Source organism: Pseudomonas sp. PB106 (assembly GCF_009764645.1).
Taxonomy (GTDB): Bacteria; Pseudomonadota; Gammaproteobacteria; order Pseudomonadales; family Pseudomonadaceae; genus Aquipseudomonas.
On record NZ_RWIM01000111.1, the window covers coordinates 69,596 to 93,099 of the forward strand.

The window sequence follows — 23,504 nt, forward strand, 5'->3', positions numbered from 1 at the left end:
GTTCGACTGTACTCAAGCGTACAGTCGAGCCAACTCCTCTCGGCAATGGTCGACGAACAACTGCACCGGTTTGGTCAGTTGCACGCGCCGCAGCCACGCGGCCGACAATCCCGATCCAGTCACGCTTTCCGCCAGCGGCACACAGACGACTTGCTGGCCGTCGTAGGTGTAATCGCTGAACGGCTTGGTCACCAGAATCGAAAAGCCGAAACCATTGCCGACCATCCCGCGCACCATCTCGATCGACGGTGAGCTGAAGACGATGTTCGGCGTCAGTCCGCGTTCCTCGAAGATGCTCACGAAGTAGGTTCGACTCGGCACCACGTCGAGCAAAATCATCGGCTCCAGCACCAGATCATGCAGCGAAACCCTGGCCTGTTGGGCGAAGCGATGGTTGGCCGGGAGCAAAGCGTATGGCTGCTGCGGCGGCATCAGTGGCGTGGTTTCGATGGTGCTGTCGAGGTCGTGCTCGAACATCATCGCCACGTCGATGCTGCCGGCGGTCAGGGCCTGTACCAGTTCTTGCTGCTCGCCGTCGCGAATACGGATTTCCACGCCGGGCCAACGCGCCTTGAAACCGGCGATCAGCCGCGGCAAGTAAAGCGGCGCGACCGTTTCGAAGCAGCCGATATCGATCTGCCCGGCGACCACGTCATTGTCGGCCAGGGCGTTCTGTTCGAATTCGTGGGCAACGCGCAACAACTCCAGCGCCTTGCGATAAAAGCGCGAGCCACTGGGCGTCAACGAAACGCCTTGAGCGTGATGGCGGATAAACAACTGCACACCGAAACTTTCTTCCAGGTGCTTGATTGCCGTGGAGACCGACGGCTGCGCGATGTAGAGCTTGCGCGAGGCTTCGGCGACGCTGCCGCAGTCGGCGGTGGTGACGAAGTATTTGAGCTGGCGCAGGTTGTAGGCAGCCATGGGAATCTCCAGAAGATCAAAGGATCGCAGCCTTCGGCAGCTCCTACAAAAAGCCGTGTGAATCCAGATAAGAGAGAAGCCTGAACATACCGGAGCGGCGCGTAACCCGGAGCATATTTTTTTTAAGGTCTGTAGCAACAAACTTACTAATTTATCTATGCCGATGCTTTGCACATGATCACTTCAACAAGAAATGCGCCGCCCGTGCCGGCGCTTGCCGAAGTACGTCCACGTACTCATCCTTGCCTTGGAGTTCGTCATGGCTACCCCTGCAGCATCCTCCGCTCCGCTGATTGAAAAACACACGATAGGATACGTGCCCCCCGAAGATCGCCACGGCAAGGTCAGGGATCTGTTCACGCTCTGGTTCGGCGGCAACATCGCGCCGTTACCCATCGTCACCGGTGCGCTGGGCGTGCAGTTGTTTCACTTGAATCTGGTCTGGGGCATCGTCGCGATTCTCGTGGGCCATCTGGTCGGCGGCGTGCTGATGGCGCTGCACTCGGCGCAAGGCCCGCAGATGGGCATCCCGCAAATGATCCAGAGCCGCGCCCAGTTCGGCTCCCTCGGTGCGCTGCTGGTGGTGTTGATTGCCGGCGTCCTGTACATCGGCTTCTTCGCCTCCAACATCGTCCTCGCCGGCAAGTCATTGCACGGTGTGGTCGACAGCGTTCCGGTGCCGGTCGGCATTGTCATCGGCGCCGTGGGTTCAGGGATCATCGGCATCATCGGCTACCGCTTCATCCACGTGCTCAACCGCATCGGCACCTGGGTGTTGGGGATCGGCATCGTCGTCGGTTTCGGCTATATCTTCACGCATATTCAAACCGACGACTTCCTCACCCGAGGCAGCTTCAACCTGTCCGGCTGGCTCGCCACCGTGTCGTTGGCGGCGTTGTGGCAGATCGCGTTTGCGCCTTACGTTTCCGACTATTCGCGGTACTTGCCGGCGGACGTGAAAGTCTCGTCGACGTTCTGGACGACCTATCTGGGATCGGCGCTGGGCTCGAGCCTGGCGTTCATTTTCGGTGCCGTTGCCGTGCTCGCCACGCCCGTCGGCATGGACACCATGGACGCGGTGAAAATGGCCACTGGCTCCATCGGCCCGCTGATGCTGGTGCTGTTCCTGCTGAGCGTCATCAGCCACAACGCCCTCAACCTCTACGGCGCAGTGCTGTCGCTGATCACTCTGGTGCAGACCTTCGCCTACCGCTGGATCCCTACCGCCAAGAGCCGCGCAGTCATCTCGACCATCGTCTTGCTGGCCTGCTGCTTCGCCGCCGTCGGCGCTTCGAAAGACTTCATCGGCCACTTCGTCGACATGGTCCTGGTGCTGCTGGTGGTGCTGGTGCCGTGGACGGCGATCAACCTGATCGACTTCTACGCGATCCACAAAGGCCAGTACGACATCCAGTCGATCTTCCAGGTCGACGGCGGCATCTACGGGCGCTACAACCCGCAAGCCTTGCTGGCCTACGCGATCGGCATCGCCGTGCAGATCCCGTTCATGAACACGCCGCTGTACGTCGGCCCGGTGTCGGCACACATCAACGGCGCGGACCTGTCATGGCTGGTGGGCTTGCTGGTGACCTCGCCGCTGTACTTCTGGCTGGCGAATCGGGATACGTCCTATCGTCGGCGGATGATGGGCGGGAAGTTGGCGAGCAGTTTGTAATTCTCATCTGCTGAACGCATTAAGGGCCGGAGCGCTGTGCAGCGATCCGGCCCTTTTCGTTGCCGTCAGATAAAGCGCTGGCGATGCTCCTCGATGAATTGCGCCGGTGTCTGCAATGGCTGACCGATGATCGCGGCACCCGTGTCGTCTAGCCCTTCAAGACGCTTCTCGCGCTGGTCGATTTTCACCGCGTTGAAGTGCACGGCAAACGCTGGATCGCCATCGACGCCAAGCAACCGTACAAACTCTTCGACTTCTACCTGTTCGAAACGCACTTCCTTGCCCAGCGTGCTGCCCAACAGAGCGGCGAGTTCACGGTGGCTGTATTCGATCGGGCCGTGCAGTGCATACGCTTGACCGCCATGTCCCTCGGGTTTGAGCAGAATATTAGCCACCACCAACGCGATATCACTGGCCGCCATGGGCGCAAAACGGCTGTCGGCGTCGAACGGTGTCAGGTAGCGTCCGTCGCGAATAAAGTCGGCAATGTAGAGCATCCATTGGGCGAAGAACGTCACGCGCAGATGCGTGGATGGAATGCCCGACCAAGTGAAAATCTGTTCCGACATCCAATGGTTCAACGTCGCCTGACTGCGTGCATCCGGCCGCGATTGTTTGTGCGACATGTTGACGATGTGCTTAACGCCCTGCTCCTTCGCCGCCTGCGCAAACAACGCGGCTGCTTCGACCAGACCGTCGCTCAGCGGATAGCAAAAGTAGGCGCCGCCCACGCCTTCCATGGCCGGGCGCAACGACTTGAGGTCGCGCAAGTTACCGACGTGAATCTCGGCGCCCATGTCCTTGAGCTTTTGCGAGCGCTCATCTTCGCGACGCACCAGCGCTTTGACCCGGTGACCGCGCTCGAGCAGGGCTTTGACGGTTGGCGCGCCAGTGTCGCCGGTAGAACCTGTGACCAAAAACGTACTCATCGTATTTCTCCAGTTCAACATTATGAAAATCAGGGTTGTTAAGGACGCAGACGGCTGGCCGGCACCACAGTCTCGACGAGCCCCGTGGCGACGTCGTAGACCAGACCGCTGACACTGAAACTGGCAGGCAGTTGTGGGTTGGCTTTCAACGCTGCAACATCGATGGCCACGGCCTGACGCGGGTCGGCTATCGCCAGTGACGGCAATTGTTCCGGGACCACGCCCATGTACTGCGCGAGCAATGAAGGGTCGTGGTGCAAGCACCCGCGAATGCCGCAATCGGTATGCTGCAGGATGATCAACTGCCAGCCTTCACCGAGCGGCGCACCGCCGGCCTGAGAAACCCGGCCCAGAATCGCCAGGGTTTCGAACAATGCCGGGGTGACTCGGCCACCGACATTGCGGATCACCGCCGCTTCGCCGGGCTGCAGGCCGAGTACATCCACCGGGTCAACGCGCGGATCGACGCAACCGAGGATCAGCGCTCGCTGGGAAGGAATAATCTTCAGCGCCGCCGAGAAGCCATTGGCGGCGAACGCGGCATTGCGTTCGAGCAGGGTTTGCAGGAAGTCCATGGCACACCTCGATCAAGAATGGGCAATCAGCCGCGCTGTGGCAGACGCGTGGACATCAGCGCCTGAAGCTTTTGTGGGTCAGCGGTAAAGGCTTGATGGATGTTGCGCGACTGGGCGCCGGCGATGACTTCATCGTTGATGCCCGCTTCGATCGCATCCAACGCATCTATCACCACTTCGAGCGGGCTCAGGCGTGGTTCCGGGAGCTTCGCGCCCATCGCCGTTTCGGTCTGCACCGCCAGCACGCCGACCACTTGAGTGCCCTGCGCGCCGAGTTCGGCACGCAGGCTGCGGGTCAACGACAGGCCAGCGGCTTTCGAGGCGGAGTACGTTGCTGCCATCGGCAGGCTAACCAGCGAGAGCATCGACAACATGTTCAACACCGCGCCACCCGAGGCCGCCAGCACCGGTGCAAACGCCCGAGTCAGGGCCAATGGGCCGAAGTAATTCACTTCCATTTCCAAGCGGGCGTCCTGCATGTCCGGCGCGCTGATGGCGCCGTCGAACGCGGCGTAGCCGGCGTTGTTGATCAGCAGCGTGACATCGGCGGCGACGCTGGCAGCGGCAGCGACTTGATCCGGATCCGTCACGTCCAGCGGCAGTGGCACCAGACGGCGATCGCCACTTTTGAGCAGGTCGGCCAGCGAAGCGGTATCGCGAACAGCCACGTAGACCTTGGCCGCGCCACGCTTGAGCAGTTCTTCAGCGAATGTGCGACCGATGCCACGGTTGGCACCGGTGACCAAGGCAATGGAATGGGCGATTTGCATGATGTGTTCCTCGAAAGTCGATAAGGGCAAGTTGCGGAGTTGGCGGCCGTGCCGCGTTTCCGATGTGGCCAATATCAACGCTTCGACTCATGCTCGGTAGCCCGTGAATTGGGCTAAGATTTATCTCGATCCAGCATTAATCCTCCGCGCGCACGGGAGCCGGCATGCCACTCAAAGACCTTCACAGCCTGCGGCTCTACACTCGCGTCGCACGTCTGGGCAGCTTCTCCGCCGCCGCGCGCGAAGCGGGCCTGACGCAATCACAGGTGTCGCGAATGATTGCCGAGCTGGAGGCCAGCCTCGGCGCCCGGCTGTTATCGCGCACCACGCGCGCAGTGGTGCCGACCGAAGCGGGCCTGGAGTTTCTGGCGCGGATGGAACCGATCCTCGCGGCTGTCGATGACGCCGAGAACAGCGTGCGCGAAACCGGTGAATTGCGCGGATTGCTGCGCATCGGCATGCCCTCGACGATGGCCATTCGCGTGGTCATTCCGCGCTTGTCGGCCTTCACCGAACGGCACCCGCAACTGCACCTGGAACTGATGCTCGAAGATCAATGGCAAGACATGGTCAAGGAAGCGGTCGATGTCGGGATTCGGGTCGGCAAGTTGCCGGATCTGGCCGGCACCGCGAAGCTGATTGGCAGCCTGCAGCGGATCGTCGTGGCGTCTGCCGCTTATCTCGCGCAGTACACCACGCCGTCGAGGCCCGAGGATCTTGAACAGCACCGAATCATCGGTGGGCCTGCGGCAGCACATGCATCATCGTGGCAATTCGAACGTGATGGCGAGAGCACATCCGTCAGTCTGACCGCGCAGATTTCGGTCAACGATACTGCCGGAGCATTGGCGGCGGCCGTTGGCGGACTGGGCGTCACTTCGACCACGTCATGGGCTTGCGCGCAGGAGCTGCGGGACGGCACGCTGGTACAGATTCTGCCGGCGTGGAAAATGGCCGACCTGCCGGTTCACGCCTACTTTCCCATGGGCCGCGCGACACGTCTGGCGGCACGCGCGTTCGCTGATTTTCTCGCCAGTGCGCTTGAACAACCACCCACCCTTTCAGAGCAATGACATGCTGCGAATACTCGGTAAGGCCTCATCGTTCAACGTGCGAAAAGTGCTGTGGACGTGTGCTGAATTGCAGATTCCTTTTGAGCGTGAAGACTGGGGTTCGGGGTTTCAGCCAACGAATACGCCGGAGTTTCTCACACTGAACCCGTGCGCCATGGTGCCGGTGATTCAGGACGGCGATTTCACGTTGTGGGAATCGAATACGATCATTCGTTATCTGGCCTCGCGCTATGGCGGCGCGCCGCTTTATCCGGCTGAGCCGATGGCCCGGGCGCGGGTCGATCAGTGGATTGACTGGCAGGCTGCGGAGTTGAATCGCTCGTGGTCGTATCCGCTGATGTCGCTGGTGCGCAAGTCACCTGATTATCAGGACAGCGCTGCGCTGGCAGCGGGTTGCCGGGATTGGTCGAAGAACATGGAGATTCTCGATCGGCAACTGGAATCAACTGGCGCCTATGTCAGCGGCAACGCGTTTTCACTGGCAGACATCCCGATCGGACTCTCGGTAAACCGCTGGTTCGAAACACCGCTCAAGCATCCGCACTTGCCTGCCGTCAGCGCCTATTACGACCGCCTGAGTCAACGCGAAGGCTATCGTCTGTATGGCAGAAACGGTACGCCATAACGCAAAAAACCGCTGATCCCGGAATCAGCGGTTTTTTATTTGCCGTAAGAAACTATCAGGCCGGAACACCCAGAATGATGTGCGAAGCCTTGATCACAGCTGTGGCGCTGACGCCTTTGGCCAGACCCAGCTCGGCGACGGCATCGCGGGTCACGATCGAGTAGACCTTGGAACCGCCGGCCAGCTCGATGACCACTTCAGCATTGACCGCGCCATCCGTCACGCTCAGCACCTTACCTTCCAGGCAGTTGCGCGCGGACAGGCGGATGTCGCTGGATTCGGTCATCAGCATCACCCATGGCGCCTTGATCAGCGCGACGGCTTCTTTGCCGACGGCAATGCCGAGGTTCTTGATGCTTTCCATGGTCACCACGGCAACCAACTGCTCACCGCCAGCCAGTGTCAGAACCACCTCGGCGTTAACCGCGCCGGCCTGAACATTGCTGACTTTGCCTTTGAATACGTTGCGTGCGCTGACTTTCATGAGGGACGTCCTGTTTTTTGACTTTAGAGTTAGGAAACAGCGTGCATCATCGAAGCTCGCGCTATATAAAAACAACTACAGCGATGCGCTCTGTTGTCACGCCCCCTACATAAAAGCACGCCCCGGAAAACCAGCACGACTCAGATCAGTAGATCTTCATAGAACGCGCCGAACGGCCGCGTCGGATGGGCGATCTGGATTTCCAGAATCCACACGCCGGCGTTCGGTGCCTGTTCAAAATCGCCAAGATCGCCGCCCCGGTGAATCGCATGAGGAAAATCGCTGACCCGATGGCCCTTGATATTCAGGTTCAGCAGCCAGCCCATCGCTTCAGCCTGATCAGTCGCGTAGCGATACAGTTCGACCCCGGAAACACCCTCGCGCCAGAAAGCTTCGACACGCTCGAACAGTTCCTTGGCCGCTGCCGCACAGGCCCTCATTTGCGGATCAGAGCCGGTGGTGTAAGTCGCGCCCGCATCCCCTTCGTGCCCCTGCCAGACCACGCCCATGTCAATGAAGAAAATGTCGTCCTCACCCAACACCGGATCGCCGTCGGACCGCTGTTTGAAGGTCTTCAAGGTGTTGGCGCCGAAGCGGATCAGCAGCGGATGCCAGATTCGATCCATGCTCAGTTCGGCGAGGATTTCCTTGCCACGCGCAGTAGCTTCGGATTCAAGCATGCCGGGCTTGATCACCTCGGCAATGGCGTCGACGGCTTTCCAGGTCAACTGTTGAGCGTGACGCATCGTTTCCAGCACAAAACGTTCGCCGACTGCTTCTTTACCGCTCAGGGCTATGGTCATTTCCTTGTTCCTCATCACCGCGCTGTATAGTTTTTTATATTGCGAAACGACGATCAAGATACAGCGGCGACACAACGTGTCAATTACTCCTCCGCCCGCACCACCCCGCGCTCTTCAAGCAATCTCACAAACATCCCCAAACTGCGCGACACCGTACCGCGCCGCCACACCAGCCACGTAGTCAGGTAGCGAAAATCCGTCGCCAACGGCCAGACGCTGACGGTCGCGCTGCCCGGCATGCTTTGCAGCATCTTGCGTGGCATCAGTGCCAGACCGGCACCCGCACTGACGCAGGCGAGCATGCCGTGGTAGGACTCCATTTCAAAGATCTTGCCGGGCACGGCAGCGTCGGTGCTGAACCATTTTTCAAAGTGATGGCGATAGGAGCAGTTGGAGCGGAAGGCGTAGATGTTTTCGCCATTCACGTCGGCCGCGCGCTGCACCGGTGGGTGATTGAGCGGTGCGATGATGACCATTTCCTCTTCGAAGGCCGGCACGCCTTCCAGCGTCGGGTGCAGCACCGGGCCGTCAACGAACGCCGCTGCGAGCCGCCCGGACAACACGCCGTCGATCATCGTCCCCGAGGGTCCGGTGGACAGGTCGAGATCGACTTTCGGGTGCAACTGGTTATACGCCGCGAGCAATTCGGGGATGCGCACCGCCGCCGTACTTTCCAGCGAACCCAAAGGAAACGCGCCCTGCGGTTCTTCACCTGCCACGGTCGCCCGAGCTTCCTGTACCAGATCGAGAATCCGTCGCGCGTATTCGAGAAAACTCCACCCGGCCGGCGACAGACGCAAACGGCTTTTCTCGCGAATAAACAGTTCAACGCCGAGATCCTGCTCCAGCTGCTTGATCCGCGTGGTCAGGTTCGACGGTACGCGATGAATCTGCGCGGCGGCGGCGCTGATGCTGCCGTGTTCGGCAACGGCTTTGAAGATTTCCAGCTGCACCAGATCCACAGTCATTCTCCAATCGTGAAAGAAACGATCATTATTATTCAGTTTCCAGAAAACAAACACCAGCCTACTCTGGACTCATCCGACGAACATGCAGGACACAGCCATGAGCCAGATTTCCAGCCAAACCCATGCCATCTCGATCAACCCGACCACCGGCGAACAGATCGGCCACTACGCTTTTGAATCCGCTGCCGCGCTTGATGCAGCACTGACCCGCGCCGCTTATGGTTTCGGCAAGTGGAAGCGCAAGCCGCTGCAAGATCGCTCGCGTCTGCTGACCGCGCTTGCCGGCGCGCTGCGTGAAACCGCTGAAGCCATGGCCACCATGATCACTCAGGAAATGGGCAAGCCGATTGCTCAGGCCCGTGGCGAAATCGAAAAATGCGCCAAGCTGTGCGAGTGGTACGCCGAACACGGCCCGACCATGCTCGACGCCGAAGCGACTCAGGTCGAAGGCGGCAAGGCGCGTATCGAATACCGTCCGCTGGGTCCGATCCTCGCCGTGATGCCGTGGAACTTCCCGATCTGGCAAGTGCTGCGTGGCGCCGTTCCTGCGCTGATCGCCGGCAACACCTACGTGCTCAAACATGCGCCGAACGTGATGGGCAGCGCCTATCTGCTGCGCGACGCTTTCACCCGCGCCGGTTTTGCCGACGGTGTGTTTGAAGTGATCAACGTCACCCCGGAAGGCGTTTCCACCGCGATCGCTGACCCGCGCATCGCTGCAGTGACCCTGACCGGCAGCGTCCGCGCCGGTATGGCGATTGGCGCTCAGGCCGGTGCTGCACTGAAGAAATGCGTACTGGAACTGGGCGGTTCCGACCCGTTCATCGTGCTCAACGACGCCGATATCGACGAAGCCGTGCAAGCCGCGGTGATCGGCCGTTATCAGAACTCCGGCCAGGTTTGCGCTGCGGCCAAGCGTCTGATCATCGAAGAAGGCGTGGTTGAAGAATTCACCCGCAAATTCGTCGAAGCCACACGCAAACTGAAGGTTGGCGATCCGCTGGCCGCCGACACTTACATCGGCCCTATGGCGCGGTTTGACCTGCGCGATGAACTCGACCAGCAAGTGCGCGACACCCTCGAGGAAGGCGCGACCCTGCTGCTCGGTGGCGGCAAAGCCGAAGGTGCCGGCAACTATTACGAGCCAACCGTACTGGCCGACGTGACCGACCGCATGACCTCGTTCAAACAGGAATTGTTCGGCCCGGTTGCGTCGATCATCACCGCCCGCGATTGCGCGCACGCCGTGGCCTTGGCCAACGACAGCGAGTTCGGCCTGACCGCGACGATTTACACCGCCAACGTGCAACTGGCCCAGCAACTGACCAGCGAACTGGACACCGGCGGCGTGTTCATCAATGGCTACTCCGCCAGCGATCCGCGTGTGACCTTTGGTGGCGTGAAGAAAAGCGGTTTCGGACGCGAACTGTCGCACTTCGGCGTACGTGAATTCTGCAACGCGCAAACCGTGTGGCTGGATCGCAAGTAACCCAGACACAAGACACCCTTTGTAGGAGTGAGCCTGCTCGCGATTGCGGCGTGTCAGCCAACAAGTCTGTAGCTGACCCACCGTATTCGCGAGCAAGCTCGCTCCCACAAGGGTGCACCACGTCAAATCAACTGATTGAACCCATCCAATGTGGGAGCGAGCTTGCTCGCGAAGGCGGTAAGTCAGGCGGCTTGATTGCCACTGACCCACCGCTTTCGCAAGAAGGCTCGCTCCAACAATCGGCCGCTTACAGGTATTTCAGCCAAGCAATGTCGCGGCGGCGGGCCTTCAACGCCGAGAACCAGCGCACGGACGGATACAGGGCAATCGCTAGAACGATTGCGCCGAGCCAAATCGCGGCAACCGACGAGAACCCGAAATAGCTGCCCTGATTCAGGCCAAACAGTGCCACGCCGATCAGGTACAACACTTTCAACGCATACAAATGCAGCAGATAGAAAAACATCGGCGCCGACCCGAACACCGTCAGCCAGCGAATCCAGCGTCGATCCTGTACCCGCTCAAACGCCCACAACAGCAACAGCCCGGTGCTTACCGTGAGTGCGATAAACAGCAATGACGGCGGGTACTTGGTGATGTTGAAAAAACTCATCACGGTCTGCAGCATCGAGTCGCCAACGGCCCACGGCTTCTCGCCGTAACCGTTGAGCAGCCGCAGCGCGACGAACCCCACAAGCCCCGCAACACCGCCGATCAACAGACGCCGTTGCCGTATGCCTGCTTCAACGCTGCGGGCAAACCACGGTCCCAACGCATAACCCAGACCGATCACACCGATCCACGGCAGCAACGGATAAGACGTGCGCAGTCGCAGATTCTCGCTGACTTCAATCCAGCCACGATCATGCAAAATCGCCCACGGCACATGCAGCGCAGACTCGACCGGGAAGTGCAAGCCATCGAGCAAGTTGTGTCCGGCGATGATCAATAAACTCAACGTCAGCAACAGCCAGCGCGGCAACCAGACCAGCAACGACAGTGCGATCATGCTCAGGCCGATCGCCCAGATCACTTGCAGATAAATCACGCTCGGTGGCAGCTGGAAGGTCCAGGCGAAGTTGACCAGGGTGAACTCAAGCGCCACCAGAAACAGTCCGCGCTTGAACAGAAACGCACTGACATCAGTCTTGCCTGCGTACTTTTCGCCAAACAGCCATGCCGACAACCCGGTCAGCAAGACAAACACCGGTGCACACAAGTGCGCCAGGGTGCGGCTGAAAAACAGTCCCGGCTCGGTGCTGGCGATGTCCATCGGGTCGCTGACTTGACGGTGCAGCAGAAAGGTTTCGCGCACGTGGTCCAGCAGCATGAACAGGATGACCAGGCCCCTGAGGGCATCAATGGACAGTAACCGGCCAGTCACCGGGGCAGAACGGGGAAGCACAATCGTCATGAGCGTTTCGCAATCGAAGGGATAACAGTGGGCGCCGGCTACGGCTACCCTGAAAATTTGCGTTACCTTATAACACTAAAAAGCAAAAACCCAAGCTCAATCGATAGTGATTCTCAGGAAACCAAGCGGATTACGTCGCGCAAGTTGCCCTCTCGCTTCAGGCTTCTATAGTGATCAGGTCCCCTGCCCTCTGCGGCCTGTTGTCGAGCGTTGTCCATGGTCAACACCGAAAGCCTGATCATCTGCGAGCACTGCGATTGCGTTTACGAGAAAGTCACGCTCGCCAAACACCAGAAAACCTCGTGCGTACGCTGCGGTGGCGTGCTCCAGCGCTTCAATGGTTTGACCGTTGAGCAGCGTCTGGCGCTGACGTTCACGGCCGCGGTGCTGTGGCTGTTCGCCAATTTCTATCCGGTGATGAGCATCAGCATGAAAGGCCTGAAAAACAGCGCGACGCTGTGGGACTCAGTGCTGGCGCTGAGCCAGGGGCCGATTACCTTCATCGCCATGGTCGCGGCCATTGCGATCATCATTGCCCCGGCGTTCCAACTGGTTTTGTTGACCTGGGTGCTGAGCTTCGCCCTCGGCGGACAGCGCGCACCGGGCTTCAAACTGTGCATGCGCTGGCTGGAAACCCTGCGCCCGTGGAGCATGCTGGAAGTGTGTTTGCTCGGGGCCATGGTGGCGGTGTTCAAACTCGCCGGACTGCTCGACGTGTTGCCCGGCATCGGCCTGTTTGCCTTGGCCGCGCTGAGTTTGATGATGATCCGAATTGCCGGTCGCGACATCCGCGACCTCTGGGACATTCTATGAAGCGACCACCGACTGCCAGCGAGCTCAATCTGTGCCTGTGCCACAGCTGCGGGCTGGCCTGCGACATGAGCGACGAGCCGCACCAATGCCCGCGTTGCGACGCGCCGCTGCATCGGCGCAAGACCAACTCGCTGACCCGCACCTGGGCCTACATGCTCGCTGCGCTGGCGTTTTACGTGCCGGCCAATCTGCTGCCAGTGATGAACACCACCATGCTCGGCAGCGGCGCCGACAGCACGATCATGAGCGGTGTGCTGGAGTTCTGGGAGGCCGGCGCGTGGGACATCGCCCTGATCATTTTCATCGCCAGCATCGCCGTGCCGGGGATCAAGTTCGTCGCCCTGACCCTGCTGCTGGTGACCGTGCAGCGTGACAGCGCCTGGGCGCGAAAAGAGCGCTCGAAGCTATACCGCTTCGTCGAGCTGATCGGCTATTGGTCGATGCTCGACGTGCTGGTGGTCGCATTGGTCGCGGCGCTGGTGAAATTCCAGGCGCTGGGCGATATCGAGCCACGACCGGGCATTCTGTTTTTCGGCCTGGTCGTGGTGTTTACCATGCTCGCGGCAATGAGCTTCGATTCACGGCTGATCTGGGACAAGGACAGCGACGAATCCCTCAGCGACGCTGAACCTCAAGCAGCACCTGCAACGGATGGCGCAGCGCCTGATCCGATTGGCGCTTGACCTGGCTGCGGCAGGAATAGCCTGTCGCCAGCGCTTCGCCCTGCTCTGCCGGCGCGTCGACCTGACGTGCCCAGGACTGTTCGTAGATCACCGCTGACGTCTCGCGATTGCGCGCTTCATGGCCGTAGGTGCCGGACATGCCGCAGCAACCGGTGGCCTGCGTGGCGAGTTTCAAACCGGCACGCTCGAAGACCTGCTCCCATTGGCGGGTCGCGGCCGGGGCGTTGGTCTTCTCGGTGCAGTGCGCGAGCAAACGGAACGACGCGGTTGCATCCTGCGACGCCTGCTCTGGCATCACCTTGAGCAACCACTCCTGCACCAGCGCCACTTCCGGGCATTGCTCCATCCCCGGCACTTTCAGGTATTCCTGGCGATACACCAGCGTCATCGCCGGATCGAGACCCAGCAGCGGCACACCGACCTCGGCCAATTCGCGCAACTGCCGCGCATTGCGCAACGCCGCGCGGTTGAACGCCGAAAGGAAGCCCTGCACATGCAAAGGCTTGCCGTTGGCACTGAACGGCGCCAGATAAACCTGATAACCGAGACGCGAAATCAGCTCGACCAGATCGGCCAACAGCGGCGCTTCGAAGTAACGCGTGAACGCGTCCTGAACGATCACCACGCTGCGCTCGCGTTGCGCCGGAGTCAGCGCAGACAACGTCGAAACCGTTGCCGGCTGCACCTGCCAGCGACGCATCGCGGCGTGGAAATCGAAGCGGCTGAGCAACGGCACATCGACCATGCCGCCGACACGTTCCAGCAATCCACGCACAATCGAAGCGCCCATCAAACCGTTGTAAAGCGCCGGAATCCGCGCCATGTACGGAATGCTGTATTCCAGCGAGGCGATCAGATAGTCCCGCGCCGGGCGCAGATAACGGCCGTGATACAGCTCAAGAAACCGCGAACGAAACTCCGGCACATTGACCTTCACCGGGCACTGCCCCGCGCAGGATTTGCATGCCAGGCAACCGGCCATGGCGTCGTAGACTTCGTGGGAAAAATCCTCGGACTGCTGACGAGTGTTACGCCAGCGCTGCCACAACGAGCTGAAAAACGCCGGTTTGCGGATCGCATCGGACAACACATCGACACCCGCCTCACCCTGCAAGCGCAGCCATTCACGAATCAGCGAGGCACGGCCCTTGGGCGACTGCGAACGTTCGCGGGTGGCTTTCCACGACGGGCACATCGCGTCATCCGGGTCAAAGTTGTAGCAGGCGCCGTTGCCATTGCAGTGCATGGCCGCGCCGTAGTTCTGCCAGACTTTTTCGTCGATCTGGCGGTCGAGTTCACCGCGCAGGGTGACTTCGTCGATCTTCAGCAACGCCGCGCCGCTGTTGGCCGGGGTGGCGATCTTGCCCGGGTTGAACTGATTAAACGGGTCGAACGCGGCTTTCAACGTTTGCAGCGCGGGATACAACTCACCGAAAAACGCCGGCGCGTATTCCGAGCGCAGGCCCTTACCGTGTTCGCCCCACAGCAAGCCGCCGTAACGTTGGGTCAGCGCCGCAACGCCATCGGACACCGGGCGCACCAGCGCGGCTTGTTGCGGATCTTTCATGTCGAGAATCGGCCGTACGTGCAGCACGCCGGCATCAACGTGACCGAACATGCCGTACTGCAAGCCGTGGCTGTCGAGCAGGTCGCGCAACTCGGCGATGTACTCGGCCAGATGCTGCGGCGGCACCGCCGTGTCTTCGACAAACGGTTGCGGTCGCGCTTCACCGGCGACATTGCCGAGCAAGCCCACCGCGCGTTTGCGCATGCCGTAGACCCTGTTCACCGCCGCGTGCCCGACCGCCAGCGTGTGGCCCAAACGCTCGACCGTGCGATCACTGCTCAAGTGCTCGACAAACCCCTCGACCCGGCGTTGCAACTCTTCAGGATCGTCGCCGCAGAATTCGACGAGGTTGATCCCCAGCGTCGGCCGCTCGGCGCTTTGCGGAAAATATTCGGCGACGCCGTGCCAGACGATGTCCTGCATCGCCAGCAGCAAGACTTTCGAGTCGACGGTTTCAATCGATAACGGCTTGAGTGCCATCAAGGCGCGGGCATCGCGCAGTGCGTCCATGAACCCGGCGTAGCGGATGTTGACCAGCATCGTGTGCTTGGGAATCGGCAGCACGTTCAGGCGTGCCTCGACGACAAAACCCAGCGAACCTTCGGCACCGCAGAGCACGCTGTTGAGGTTGAAACGCTGGTCGGCCTCGCGCAGGTGCGCTAGGTCATAACCGGTCAGGCAACGGTTGAGATCAGGGAAGCGCTCCTTGATCAGCTCGCCCTGCTCATCAATGATCTGCCGCGCACAACGATAGACCTCACCGACGCGATCTTCACGGGCACAGAGTGCTTCCAGCTCGCGTTCCTCCAGCGGCTGGCCGTGCAGACGCTCGCCGCCGCGCAGGATCATTTCGAGTTCGAGCACATGGTCGCGGGTCTTGCCGTAGGTGCAACTGCCTTGGCCGCTGGCGTCGGTGTTGATCATGCCGCCCACGGTGGCGCGGTTGGAGGTCGACAGCTCTGGGGCGAAAAACAGCCCGGCAGACTTCAGCGCGGCGTTGAGCTGATCCTTGACCACCCCGGCCTGGACCCGCACCCAGCGTTCCTCGACGTTGATTTCGAGGATGCGGTTCATGTGTCGTGACAGGTCAACGACGATGCCATCGGTCAGCGATTGGCCGTTGGTGCCAGTGCCGCCGCCGCGCGGGGTGATCACCACTTGCTGGTAGGCCGGCTCGGCAATCAGCCGCGCCACCCGCGCCACGTCCTCGGCATCCAGCGGAAACACCGCCGCCTGCGGCAGGCGCTGATAGATCGAGTTGTCGGTCGCCAGCACCACGCGACTGGCGTAATCGGCGCTGATTTCACCGCGAAAGCCGCTGTTCTTCAGGGCGTTGAGGAATTGTTGGTAATCGCTGGTCAGGGCTTTGGCGGGGGACAGCTGGGCAATCATCGGTCAGGGCATCTCGGTCAAAATAGGGCCGTGTGGCGGTGAACAGTTGTACGCAACGAATGATTGCGTCAGGCTCCGCCATCTAATGCCGCCCATGTTCATTGTTGCCGGGCATTGGGACAACCGTAAAATCCACCCACTATCCATGACTTTTACGAATGAATCCGCGCACGCTCACACCCTCCATGTCGTTATTGCTGGCCTTCGAGGCCGCTGCGCGCCACGAAAGCTATACCCGCGCCGCCCATGAACTGTCGCTGACGCAAAGTGCAGTCAGCCGTCAGGTGCAGATTCTCGAGAAAATGCTCGGCATGCGTTTGTTCAGCCGCGAAGGCCGGCAAGTGGTGCTGACCGATGTCGGGCGCATGTATCAGCGCGAACTGGCGGAGGCGCTGGGGCAGATTCGCAGTGCAACCTTGCAGGCCATGGCGTTTGGCTCCGGCATTCACAGTTTGCGCCTGGCGACGCTGCCGACGTTTGGCTCGAAATGGCTGTTGCCGCGCCTCAAGGATTTCTACACCGCGCACCCGGGCATGACCGTGCACTTGCATTCGCGCATCGAAGCCATCGACTTCGATACCAGCGAAATCGATGCGGCGATTTGTGTGGGCGGCGGCGAATGGCCAGGGCTGAGCGCCCTGCCCTTGCACACTGAAGAACTGGTGGTGATCGCCAGTGCGCAGTTGTCCGCTGCCGAGCGCGATGACGCCCTAGCGCACATCGCTGGACAACTGCTGCTCAATGTCAGCAGCAATGCGCAGGCGTGGACGGAATGGTTCAGCCATCACGGCTTGCCCCACCGCAGCATGCGCATCGGCCCGAGCTTCGAGATGACCTCGCACTTGATTCAGGCAGTGCGGGCGAATATTGGTGTGGGGTTGGTGCCGCGGATTTTGGTTGAGGACGAGTTGTTGAGCGGTGAGTTGCTGCAACTGGGCGAGCCAATTATCAGCCGGCGCAGCTATTACCTGGTGTATCCGCCGCGCAATGAGAATTTGCCGTCGCTGAAAGCGTTTCGGGATTGGTTGGTGCATACACTCTGAGGGAATGAGTCGCCCCCTTCGCGAGCAAGCTCGCTCCCACACGTTGGAATGCATTTCCCCTGTGGGAGCGAGCTTGCTCGCGAAGAGGCCAGCGAGAACGACATCAAAACCTCGGTTTGACCGCTTTCCAATCCGGCTTATACCGCTGCATCTGCCGCACATCATCACGCTGTCGAATCCCGCACGTCAGGTACTGATCATGCAGCTTGCCCAACTGATCCTGATCCAGCTCCAGCCCAAGCCCCGGCGCCCGCGTGACCTTCACGCAGCCATCGACAATCGGCAACTTGCCGCCCTTGATCACTTCTTCATCCGGCTCCTGCCACGGATAATGCGTGTCGCAGGCGTAATCCAGATTCGGCACGGCCGCCGCCACATGCGCCATCGCCATCAGGCTGATGCCCAGGTGTGAATTGGAATGCATCGACACCCCGACGCCGAACACATCGCACATCTTCGCCAGCGTCTGCGTGTCGCGCAGGCCGCCCCAGTAATGGTGGTCGGCGAGGACGATCTGTACGCTGTTCTGCGCGATGCTGCGGCGGAATTCTTCGAAATCGGTGACCACCATATTGGTCGCCAGCGGCAATCCAGTGCGTTTGTGCAGTTCGGCCATGCCGTCGAGGCCTGGGGTCGGGTCTTCGTAATACTGCAGATCATCGCCGAGCAATTCGGCCATGCGAATCGAGGTTTCCAGCGACCAGTTACCGTTCGGATCGATACGCAGCGGGTAGCCAGGGAAGGCTTTTTTCAACGCTTTGATGCACGCCACTTCATGCTCCGGCGGCAACGTGCCGGCCTTGAGCTTGATGCTCTTGAATCCATAGGCCTCGATCATCCGCGCGGCCTGGGCAACGATCTGCTGCTCGTTGAGTGCCTCGCCCCAGTTGTCAGGCTTGTACGGCGTATCGACATGCTGCGCATACTTGAAGAACAGATAGGCGCTGAACGGCACTTCATCGCGAATCGCGCCGCCAAGAAGGTCCACCAACGGCACATTCAGGTAATGCGCCTGCAAGTCGAGAAAGGCCACTTCGAAGGCCGAATAGGCATTGCTCACCGCCTTGCTGGCGTGGGACCCGGGCGCCAGTTCGGCACCGGCAATGCTTGCCGGTTTGTTGGCCGCAACGGTGGCCTGCACGATGGCGCGCAGTTGGTTGAGGTTGAACGGATCGAGGCCGATCAGCTGTGACTGCAACTGTTGCTGGATCGCCAGCGCCGGGGCATCGCCATAGCTTTCGCCGAGGCCGATGTAACCGTTGTCGCTTTCGATCTCGATGATCGAGCGCAGGGCGAAGGGTTCGTGGATACCGCTGGCGTTGAGCAACGGCGGATCACGGAAGGCAATCGGGGTCACGGTGACACGGGTGATTTTCAAGATAACGCTCCTGACAGATCAACAATCAATTCAATGGCTCGCGGCCGGGCTGGCCGTCGTAACAACGGCGGTTTCGTCATGGGGCTTTGCCGGGGTTTTGCCTTTGGCGCCCGGCGCTGTGCGGGCGAAGAAAATCACCACCGCAGCGATCAGTGACGTCGCCGCCAACCCATACAGGCCGCCCTCGATGGAGCCGGTGCTTTGTTCAAGAAAGCCGAATGCAGTCGGCGCAACGAAGCCGCCGAGGTTGCCGATGGAGTTGATCAGCGCGATCACCGCAGCAGCGATGCGCGCATCCAGATAGCTTTGCGGAATCGGCCAGAACAGTGCCGAGGCAGCCTTGAAACCGATTGCGGCGAAGCAAATGGCGACGAAGGCGAAGATCGGCCCGCCAGTGGTCGACATGAACATGCCGATGGCCGCGATTACCAACGTCAGCGCCACCCAGGCCTGCTGGAATTTCCACTTGCCAGCCATCGCCGCGAAACCGTACATGGCGACAATCGAAATGATCCACGGAATCGAGTTGAGCAGGCCGACCTGGAAGTCGCCGAGGTTGCCCATCTTCTTGATCATGCTCGGCAACCAGAACGTTGCGCCGTAGATGGTCAGGGCAATGGAGAAATAGATGAAGCAGAACAGCGCGATCTGCCGATCGGCCAACAGCTTGAACATCGACGGCTTGGCCACTTGCACCGCTTCACGGGCACGCTGTTCTCCAGCAATCGCCGCCACCAGCGCTTCACGCTCCTCTTCGGTCAGCCACTTGGCCTGACGCGGATGCGATTGCAGCCAGAACCAGACGAACGCGCAGAGCACCACGGATGCTGCGCCTTCGATCAGGAACATCCATTGCCAGCCGTGCAGACCCAGGCCGCTGATGTGCAGCAGCGCACCGGAGACCGGACCGGAGATCACCGAGGCAATCGCCGAACCGCTGAGGAACACCGCCATGGTCTTGCCGCGCTCGGAGGCCGGCAGCCATTGGGTAAAGTAGTAAATGATCCCCGGAAAGAACCCCGCCTCGGCTGCGCCGAGAATAAAGCGCAGCACGTAGAAACTGGTTTCTCCTTTAACGAACGCCATAGCCATGGCCGCGGCGCCCCAAGTGAACATGATCCGCGTCAGCCAGACCCGCGCGCCGTAGCGCTGCAGGAGCATGTTGGAGGGCACTTCGAACAGCGCGTAGCCAATGAAGAACAAGCCAGCGCCGAGCCCGTAGGCCGCAGCACCGATGCCCAGATCGGTTTCCAAATGGCTGCGCACAAAACCGATGTTGACCCGATCGATGTAGTTGACGATGAACATCACCACGAACAGCGGCAGCACGTGGCGCTTGACCTTGGCGGCGGCACGGGCGAGAACCGTGACATCCAGCGGACTCTGGAGGGTTTTCAAAGGCGACTCCCGATCTTGTTTTTTTAGGGATGGCTTAAAGCGATGGACCGATCATGGACGGCGATCATTGATCCCGTCTAATCTAACTTGGCATTCGATTGATACCTGGATTAGATCAATGTTCGAACTGACCCAACTGCGCTGCTTTACCACCGTCGCCACCGAGCTCAACTTCCGTCGCGCCGCCGAACGACTGAACATGACGCAGCCGCCGCTGAGCCGACAGATTCAGCTGCTCGAACATCACCTCGGCGTCGAATTGTTCACGCGCAGCACCCGCAGCGTCGCGCTCACCGCTGCGGGCCGGGCTTTCTTCATCGAAGCACAGAACCTGCTGGAGCGCGCCCAGCAAGCAGCCGTCACCGCCCGACGGTTCGCCGAGGGCGATATCGGTTCGGTGAACATCAGTTTTGTCGGCAGCGCGGTGTATGAGTTTTTGCCCAAGGTCATTGCCGAGGCACGCTTGAAACAGCCACAGGTGAAGATCGATCTGTCCGAGATGAATACCTACCAGCAACACGAAGCCCTGCGTGCCCGGCGGATTGATCTGGGCATCGCCCGCGCGCCATTACTGGAGCCGGGTTACGCCACCGAATGCCTGGTGCGCGAGCCGTTTGTGCTGGCGGTGCCCAGCGCTCATCCATTGGCGAGCGCGGCTGAAGTATCGGTCAGCGACCTGGATAAGCAGCCATTTCTGATGTACTCCCACGCGGCTTATCCGCCGTTCAACGAACTGCTGACCGGCATGCTGCGCTCGGCCCGGGTCGCGCCAGATTATGTGCAGTGGCTGGGGTCGTCTTTGACGATTCTGGCCTTGGTCAACGCCGGCATGGGCCTGGCGCTGGTGCCGCGCTGCGCCACCAGTGTGGTGTTCAAGAATGTGGTATTTCGCGATATCGATCTGGGCGAAGGGGTGCAGAGCGAGCTGCACCTGATCTGGCGGGAGAACAACGACAACCCGGCGTTTGCGATGTTGCTGGAAGCGATTCGCCGGGCGGTGGCTGAGGGTTGGGGTTAAGAGACTGGCAGCGCTAATCAGCGCTTTGGCGGTGGAGGCGCACTGGGTCCTTTAACCAACGTTTTTGCCAGCTGCTTACCGTCCGGGCCGACAAAGAGGCGCGCAATGTGAGGTGGAATAGGTTTTGGCTCTTTTGCACTCATGATAAAACCTCCTCGACGAAACTGAATTCGACCCACTGAACTTTCGAAGAATCTATCACCAATAATTCGGCGCCAAAAGGGAGCGCCAGGCCATCATCGCCAAGCCAGCGTGGATTCAACACGATGAACTGCCCTTCCATAGGGCCGGAGGGCCACTCCAAAGGCCAGCCAAACAATCGCCGCTCATCACTCAGATGCAAAGTGACAAGGCGATCGTGCCTCTCAAAAGCGCTGTACCACTCGTTGGGATGAGAGTTTTTACGTGTCAGATTTCGCTTGCGTAGCAACGCATGCAGCCTCCCGTTTGAAGCCAAATAGCAGAAAAGCCCGGCGAGACATACTGAAACAATAAATGCCCACAATGCCTCCGCCCGAGCATCCCATTTCCCTAAAGAAAACCCTATCGAACCCACCCACAGACAAATTGCCCCAATCCCCAAAACCGCGCCCTGAATCACAAACGTAAAAATCAGCGCCTGCACAATCTGCCCAAACGTATCGGGCCGTTTGAACGCCGTCAGCGAGTAAAAAATCCACGCTGACAAGAATCCGGGAATCAGATACTGCAACAGCGGAATAACTTCTTTGACCAGATCATCCATGATCCGAGGCTCCTTGAACGCTTACTGACCTCGATTGAACACCAGCACCTGAAGCCTAGTGCACATAGAAAAAACGTCTGCACCCAACTGTCACCACTCATTACGCAACGCTCCGCGCGTCCCGGGATGCCCACTGGGCAATGAGCCGGCCGGACAAAAAAATCCCGCTCAGTGAGCGGGATTTGTTCATCAAGGCGTTCTTACGCGACCACTGGAATCATCGGGTCAGCCGCCGCCAATGCGCTCACGCGATCAGCCGCCGGCGGGTAGATCCACTGGGTGTTGATCTGGGTCTTCAGGGTTTTGCCATCTTGTTTAACCAGTTTCACCTGACGATCCCAGCCCTCGGTATACACCGCGCCCCAGGCACCAAGGTCCAGGCACGTCACGTATTTTGGCTGGCTGTAAGGCGTCGGATCGACCCCGAGAATCTGCGCCGCGACGTTATTACCGGCATGACGGCCCAGCGAAATCGCATGCTGGCAGGTCATCAACGCGTAGTTGCCGATGTCGTCGGTGGCAGCGTACGCCACGTCACCAGTGGCGAAAATATCGTTCTGACCGATGACTTTCAGGTTGGCGTCCACATGCAGACGACCCTGTTTGTCGCGCTCGGCGGGGATCTGTTCAGTCAACGAACTGGCCCGTACGCCAGTGGTCCAGACGACGGTTTTCGCCTCGATGTGCTGACCGTCCGAGAGCGTCACGCCGTCAGCATCGACCGACTGCACCGACACACCCAAACGCCATTCAACGCCCAACTCTTCGCTGGCTGCGACGATGGATTGGCTGATCTCTTCGCCCATAGAGGCACCGATTTTTTGCCCGCGGTCAACGATGATCACCTGGATATCGGCATGTTCGCCAAGAATCTCGCGCAAGCGGCCGGGCATTTCAGTTGCCGTTTCAATCCCGGTAAAACCACCGCCCGCCACTACGACGGTGTTACGCGCCGGGCTGTCGGGAAGTTTTTTCAACGCTTTCAGATGGGTTTCGAGATGGATCGCCGCTTCGATCTGGTCAACGTCAAACGCGTACTGAGTGACACCCTGCGTGTCGGATTGCGCCAGACCGCTGCCGGTCGCCAGCACCAGCTTGTCGTAGTTGAAGACTTGCTTTGTTCCGGAGCCGTCGGTGTAACTCACGGTTTTAGCCGCCACATCGATGGTCTCGGCAGCGCCCTTGATGAAATGAACGCCGACTGCTTCGAACAGATCACCCAGCGGCGCTGCCAGTTGATGAGCATTCGGCTCATAGAAACGCGGGCGTACACGCAACTCGGCCTGAGGCGCCAGGACGGTTACATCGACATTGTCACGCCCATGGATATCCACCAGACGCGTGGCGCTCAGCGCCGTCCACATGCCACCAAAGCCTGCGCCAATTACCAGAATGTGCTGTTTCATCGTTGTCTCCAGGCTCGTGCCCAAGTGCTGAAATAGAGAGTCAGTGGTACTCGCCGCTCGCGAGTCGCTGCTTGTCGTGGCTGTAATTTTTCGAATGGCACAAGGGGGTGCTCATCGAATAGCGCCGACTGTATTGGTCGTACATATTGGCGACAAGTCAGTTTTTTTGATCTTATAGATCTAAAATATAGATATTATTGGAGGGGCAGATAAACGGCATAACGCCATTAAACAGGCATATTCCGTCACTAAATAAGTAGATATCGGCAGTTTCATCGCATTGCCGACGGTTGATCAGCCTGTTAACATTTACGACAAATCAAGTCGGACTT

The 23,504-nt window shown here is 59.8% G+C and carries 21 protein-coding genes; 8 read left to right on the top strand and 13 right to left on the bottom strand.

Annotated features, from left to right (window positions below; all coding sequences use genetic code 11):
- Nucleotides 1-12: 12 nt before the first annotated feature.
- The gene (locus EJA71_RS14480; protein ID WP_158957897.1) at nucleotides 13-924 is read right to left on the bottom strand and encodes a LysR family transcriptional regulator; all 912 of its coding nucleotides are present in this window, start codon (nucleotides 922-924) and stop codon (nucleotides 13-15) included.
- A gap of 259 nt (nucleotides 925-1,183) precedes the next feature.
- On the opposite strand from EJA71_RS14480, the gene EJA71_RS14485 reads away from it, so the two are divergent.
- A complete protein-coding gene (locus tag EJA71_RS14485) occupies nucleotides 1,184-2,599 on the top strand; it encodes a cytosine permease (protein WP_158957899.1) in 1,416 nt (471 codons plus the stop codon).
- Nucleotides 2,600-2,664: 65 nt separating this feature from the next.
- Here the strand turns inward: EJA71_RS14485 and EJA71_RS14490 are convergent, their stop codons facing one another.
- Genes EJA71_RS14490 through EJA71_RS14500 form a run of 3 tightly spaced genes read right to left on the bottom strand, consistent with a single transcriptional unit; the run spans nucleotide 2,665 to nucleotide 4,873 of the window.
- Nucleotides 2,665-3,528 (bottom strand): NmrA family NAD(P)-binding protein, encoded by an 864-nt coding sequence (locus EJA71_RS14490; RefSeq protein WP_158957901.1) that lies wholly within the window; start codon nucleotides 3,526-3,528, stop codon nucleotides 2,665-2,667.
- 38 nt (nucleotides 3,529-3,566) lie between these two features.
- Nucleotides 3,567-4,103: a carbonic anhydrase gene (locus EJA71_RS14495; RefSeq protein ID WP_158957903.1), complete on the bottom strand. Its 537-nt coding sequence runs from the start codon at nucleotides 4,101-4,103 to the stop codon at nucleotides 3,567-3,569.
- Between the two features lie 26 nt (nucleotides 4,104-4,129).
- A complete protein-coding gene (locus tag EJA71_RS14500) occupies nucleotides 4,130-4,873 on the bottom strand; it encodes an SDR family NAD(P)-dependent oxidoreductase (protein ID WP_158957905.1) in 744 nt (247 codons plus the stop codon).
- Between the two features lie 164 nt (nucleotides 4,874-5,037).
- On the opposite strand from EJA71_RS14500, the gene EJA71_RS14505 reads away from it, so the two are divergent.
- Nucleotides 5,038-5,946 (top strand): LysR family transcriptional regulator, encoded by a 909-nt coding sequence (locus EJA71_RS14505; RefSeq protein WP_158957907.1) that lies wholly within the window; start codon nucleotides 5,038-5,040, stop codon nucleotides 5,944-5,946.
- A gap of 1 nt (nucleotide 5,947) precedes the next feature.
- Nucleotides 5,948-6,571, top strand: a complete 624-nt coding sequence (locus EJA71_RS14510) for a glutathione S-transferase family protein (RefSeq protein WP_158957909.1) — start codon at nucleotides 5,948-5,950, stop codon at nucleotides 6,569-6,571.
- 55 nt (nucleotides 6,572-6,626) lie between these two features.
- On the opposite strand, the gene EJA71_RS14515 is transcribed toward EJA71_RS14510, so the two are convergent.
- The 3 genes from EJA71_RS14515 to EJA71_RS14525 all read right to left on the bottom strand — a co-directional run bounded on the left by EJA71_RS14515 (nucleotide 6,627) and on the right by EJA71_RS14525 (nucleotide 8,820).
- Complete coding sequence (locus tag EJA71_RS14515; RefSeq protein ID WP_158957911.1) at nucleotides 6,627-7,055, bottom strand: molybdopterin-binding protein; 429 nt, start codon at nucleotides 7,053-7,055, stop codon at nucleotides 6,627-6,629.
- Nucleotides 7,056-7,195: 140 nt separating this feature from the next.
- Nucleotides 7,196-7,858, bottom strand: coding sequence for a M24 family metallopeptidase (locus EJA71_RS14520; protein WP_158957913.1), 663 nt, complete (start codon nucleotides 7,856-7,858; stop codon nucleotides 7,196-7,198).
- Nucleotides 7,859-7,941: 83 nt separating this feature from the next.
- A complete protein-coding gene (locus tag EJA71_RS14525; protein WP_158957971.1) occupies nucleotides 7,942-8,820 on the bottom strand; it encodes a LysR family transcriptional regulator in 879 nt (292 codons plus the stop codon).
- A 103-nt stretch (nucleotides 8,821-8,923) separates the two neighbouring features.
- Here EJA71_RS14525 and EJA71_RS14530 point away from each other — a divergent pair, with 103 nt between their 5' ends.
- Nucleotides 8,924-10,315 carry an aldehyde dehydrogenase family protein gene (locus EJA71_RS14530; RefSeq protein ID WP_158957915.1) on the top strand — a complete coding sequence of 464 codons (1,392 nt, stop codon included), beginning with the start codon at nucleotides 8,924-8,926 and terminating at the stop codon, nucleotides 10,313-10,315.
- A gap of 247 nt (nucleotides 10,316-10,562) precedes the next feature.
- Here EJA71_RS14530 and EJA71_RS14535 read toward each other — a convergent pair whose 3' ends face one another.
- The gene (locus tag EJA71_RS14535; protein ID WP_158957917.1) at nucleotides 10,563-11,729 is read right to left on the bottom strand and encodes a DUF1624 domain-containing protein; all 1,167 of its coding nucleotides are present in this window, start codon (nucleotides 11,727-11,729) and stop codon (nucleotides 10,563-10,565) included.
- 216 nt (nucleotides 11,730-11,945) lie between these two features.
- On the opposite strand from EJA71_RS14535, the gene EJA71_RS14540 reads away from it, so the two are divergent.
- Nucleotides 11,946-12,542 carry a paraquat-inducible protein A gene (locus EJA71_RS14540; RefSeq protein ID WP_158957919.1) on the top strand — a complete coding sequence of 199 codons (597 nt, stop codon included), beginning with the start codon at nucleotides 11,946-11,948 and terminating at the stop codon, nucleotides 12,540-12,542.
- Nucleotides 12,539-13,225, top strand: a complete 687-nt coding sequence (locus EJA71_RS14545) for a paraquat-inducible protein A (RefSeq protein WP_158957921.1) — start codon at nucleotides 12,539-12,541, stop codon at nucleotides 13,223-13,225. The genes EJA71_RS14540 and EJA71_RS14545 overlap by 4 nt, the downstream gene beginning before the upstream one ends.
- Here EJA71_RS14545 and EJA71_RS14550 read toward each other — a convergent pair.
- Nucleotides 13,158-16,184, bottom strand: a complete 3,027-nt coding sequence (locus tag EJA71_RS14550; protein WP_158957923.1) for an FAD-binding and (Fe-S)-binding domain-containing protein — start codon at nucleotides 16,182-16,184, stop codon at nucleotides 13,158-13,160. The genes EJA71_RS14545 and EJA71_RS14550 overlap by 68 nt on opposite strands.
- A 158-nt stretch (nucleotides 16,185-16,342) precedes the next feature.
- Here EJA71_RS14550 and EJA71_RS14555 point away from each other — a divergent pair, with 158 nt between their 5' ends.
- A complete protein-coding gene (locus EJA71_RS14555) occupies nucleotides 16,343-17,227 on the top strand; it encodes a LysR substrate-binding domain-containing protein (RefSeq protein ID WP_158957926.1) in 885 nt (294 codons plus the stop codon).
- 103 nt (nucleotides 17,228-17,330) lie between these two features.
- Here the strand turns inward: EJA71_RS14555 and EJA71_RS14560 are convergent, their stop codons facing one another.
- On the bottom strand, nucleotides 17,331-18,605 hold the full coding sequence (locus EJA71_RS14560) for a glucarate dehydratase family protein (RefSeq protein ID WP_158957928.1): 1,275 nt from the start codon (nucleotides 18,603-18,605) through the stop codon (nucleotides 17,331-17,333).
- Between the two features lie 30 nt (nucleotides 18,606-18,635).
- The gene (locus tag EJA71_RS14565) at nucleotides 18,636-20,003 is read right to left on the bottom strand and encodes an MFS transporter (protein ID WP_158957930.1); all 1,368 of its coding nucleotides are present in this window, start codon (nucleotides 20,001-20,003) and stop codon (nucleotides 18,636-18,638) included.
- 118 nt (nucleotides 20,004-20,121) lie between these two features.
- On the opposite strand from EJA71_RS14565, the gene EJA71_RS14570 reads away from it, so the two are divergent.
- Nucleotides 20,122-21,021 carry a LysR substrate-binding domain-containing protein gene (locus EJA71_RS14570; RefSeq protein ID WP_158957932.1) on the top strand — a complete coding sequence of 300 codons (900 nt, stop codon included), beginning with the start codon at nucleotides 20,122-20,124 and terminating at the stop codon, nucleotides 21,019-21,021.
- A gap of 139 nt (nucleotides 21,022-21,160) precedes the next feature.
- Here the strand turns inward: EJA71_RS14570 and EJA71_RS14575 are convergent, their stop codons facing one another.
- Entirely contained in the window at nucleotides 21,161-21,766 is a 606-nt protein-coding gene (locus EJA71_RS14575) for a DUF6338 family protein (RefSeq protein ID WP_158957934.1), read from the bottom strand.
- A gap of 200 nt (nucleotides 21,767-21,966) precedes the next feature.
- A complete protein-coding gene (locus EJA71_RS14580; RefSeq protein ID WP_158957936.1) occupies nucleotides 21,967-23,172 on the bottom strand; it encodes an NAD(P)/FAD-dependent oxidoreductase in 1,206 nt (401 codons plus the stop codon).
- Nucleotides 23,173-23,504 lie beyond the last annotated feature (332 nt).

Coding starts and splice junctions, on each gene's coding strand:
- EJA71_RS14480 (WP_158957897.1), bottom strand. CDS start 924: ATGGCTGCCTACAACCTGCGCCAGCTCAAATACTTCGTCACCACCGCC.
- EJA71_RS14485 (WP_158957899.1), top strand. CDS start 1,184: ATGGCTACCCCTGCAGCATCCTCCGCTCCGCTGATTGAAAAACACACG.
- EJA71_RS14490 (WP_158957901.1), bottom strand. CDS start 3,528: ATGAGTACGTTTTTGGTCACAGGTTCTACCGGCGACACTGGCGCGCCA.
- EJA71_RS14495 (WP_158957903.1), bottom strand. CDS start 4,103: ATGGACTTCCTGCAAACCCTGCTCGAACGCAATGCCGCGTTCGCCGCC.
- EJA71_RS14500 (WP_158957905.1), bottom strand. CDS start 4,873: ATGCAAATCGCCCATTCCATTGCCTTGGTCACCGGTGCCAACCGTGGC.
- EJA71_RS14505 (WP_158957907.1), top strand. CDS start 5,038: ATGCCACTCAAAGACCTTCACAGCCTGCGGCTCTACACTCGCGTCGCA.
- EJA71_RS14510 (WP_158957909.1), top strand. CDS start 5,948: ATGCTGCGAATACTCGGTAAGGCCTCATCGTTCAACGTGCGAAAAGTG.
- EJA71_RS14515 (WP_158957911.1), bottom strand. CDS start 7,055: ATGAAAGTCAGCGCACGCAACGTATTCAAAGGCAAAGTCAGCAATGTT.
- EJA71_RS14520 (WP_158957913.1), bottom strand. CDS start 7,858: ATGACCATAGCCCTGAGCGGTAAAGAAGCAGTCGGCGAACGTTTTGTG.
- EJA71_RS14530 (WP_158957915.1), top strand. CDS start 8,924: ATGAGCCAGATTTCCAGCCAAACCCATGCCATCTCGATCAACCCGACC.
- EJA71_RS14535 (WP_158957917.1), bottom strand. CDS start 11,729: ATGACGATTGTGCTTCCCCGTTCTGCCCCGGTGACTGGCCGGTTACTG.
- EJA71_RS14540 (WP_158957919.1), top strand. CDS start 11,946: ATGGTCAACACCGAAAGCCTGATCATCTGCGAGCACTGCGATTGCGTT.
- EJA71_RS14545 (WP_158957921.1), top strand. CDS start 12,539: ATGAAGCGACCACCGACTGCCAGCGAGCTCAATCTGTGCCTGTGCCAC.
- EJA71_RS14550 (WP_158957923.1), bottom strand. CDS start 16,184: ATGATTGCCCAGCTGTCCCCCGCCAAAGCCCTGACCAGCGATTACCAA.
- EJA71_RS14555 (WP_158957926.1), top strand. CDS start 16,343: ATGAATCCGCGCACGCTCACACCCTCCATGTCGTTATTGCTGGCCTTC.
- EJA71_RS14570 (WP_158957932.1), top strand. CDS start 20,122: ATGTTCGAACTGACCCAACTGCGCTGCTTTACCACCGTCGCCACCGAG.
- EJA71_RS14575 (WP_158957934.1), bottom strand. CDS start 21,766: ATGGATGATCTGGTCAAAGAAGTTATTCCGCTGTTGCAGTATCTGATT.
- EJA71_RS14580 (WP_158957936.1), bottom strand. CDS start 23,172: ATGAAACAGCACATTCTGGTAATTGGCGCAGGCTTTGGTGGCATGTGG.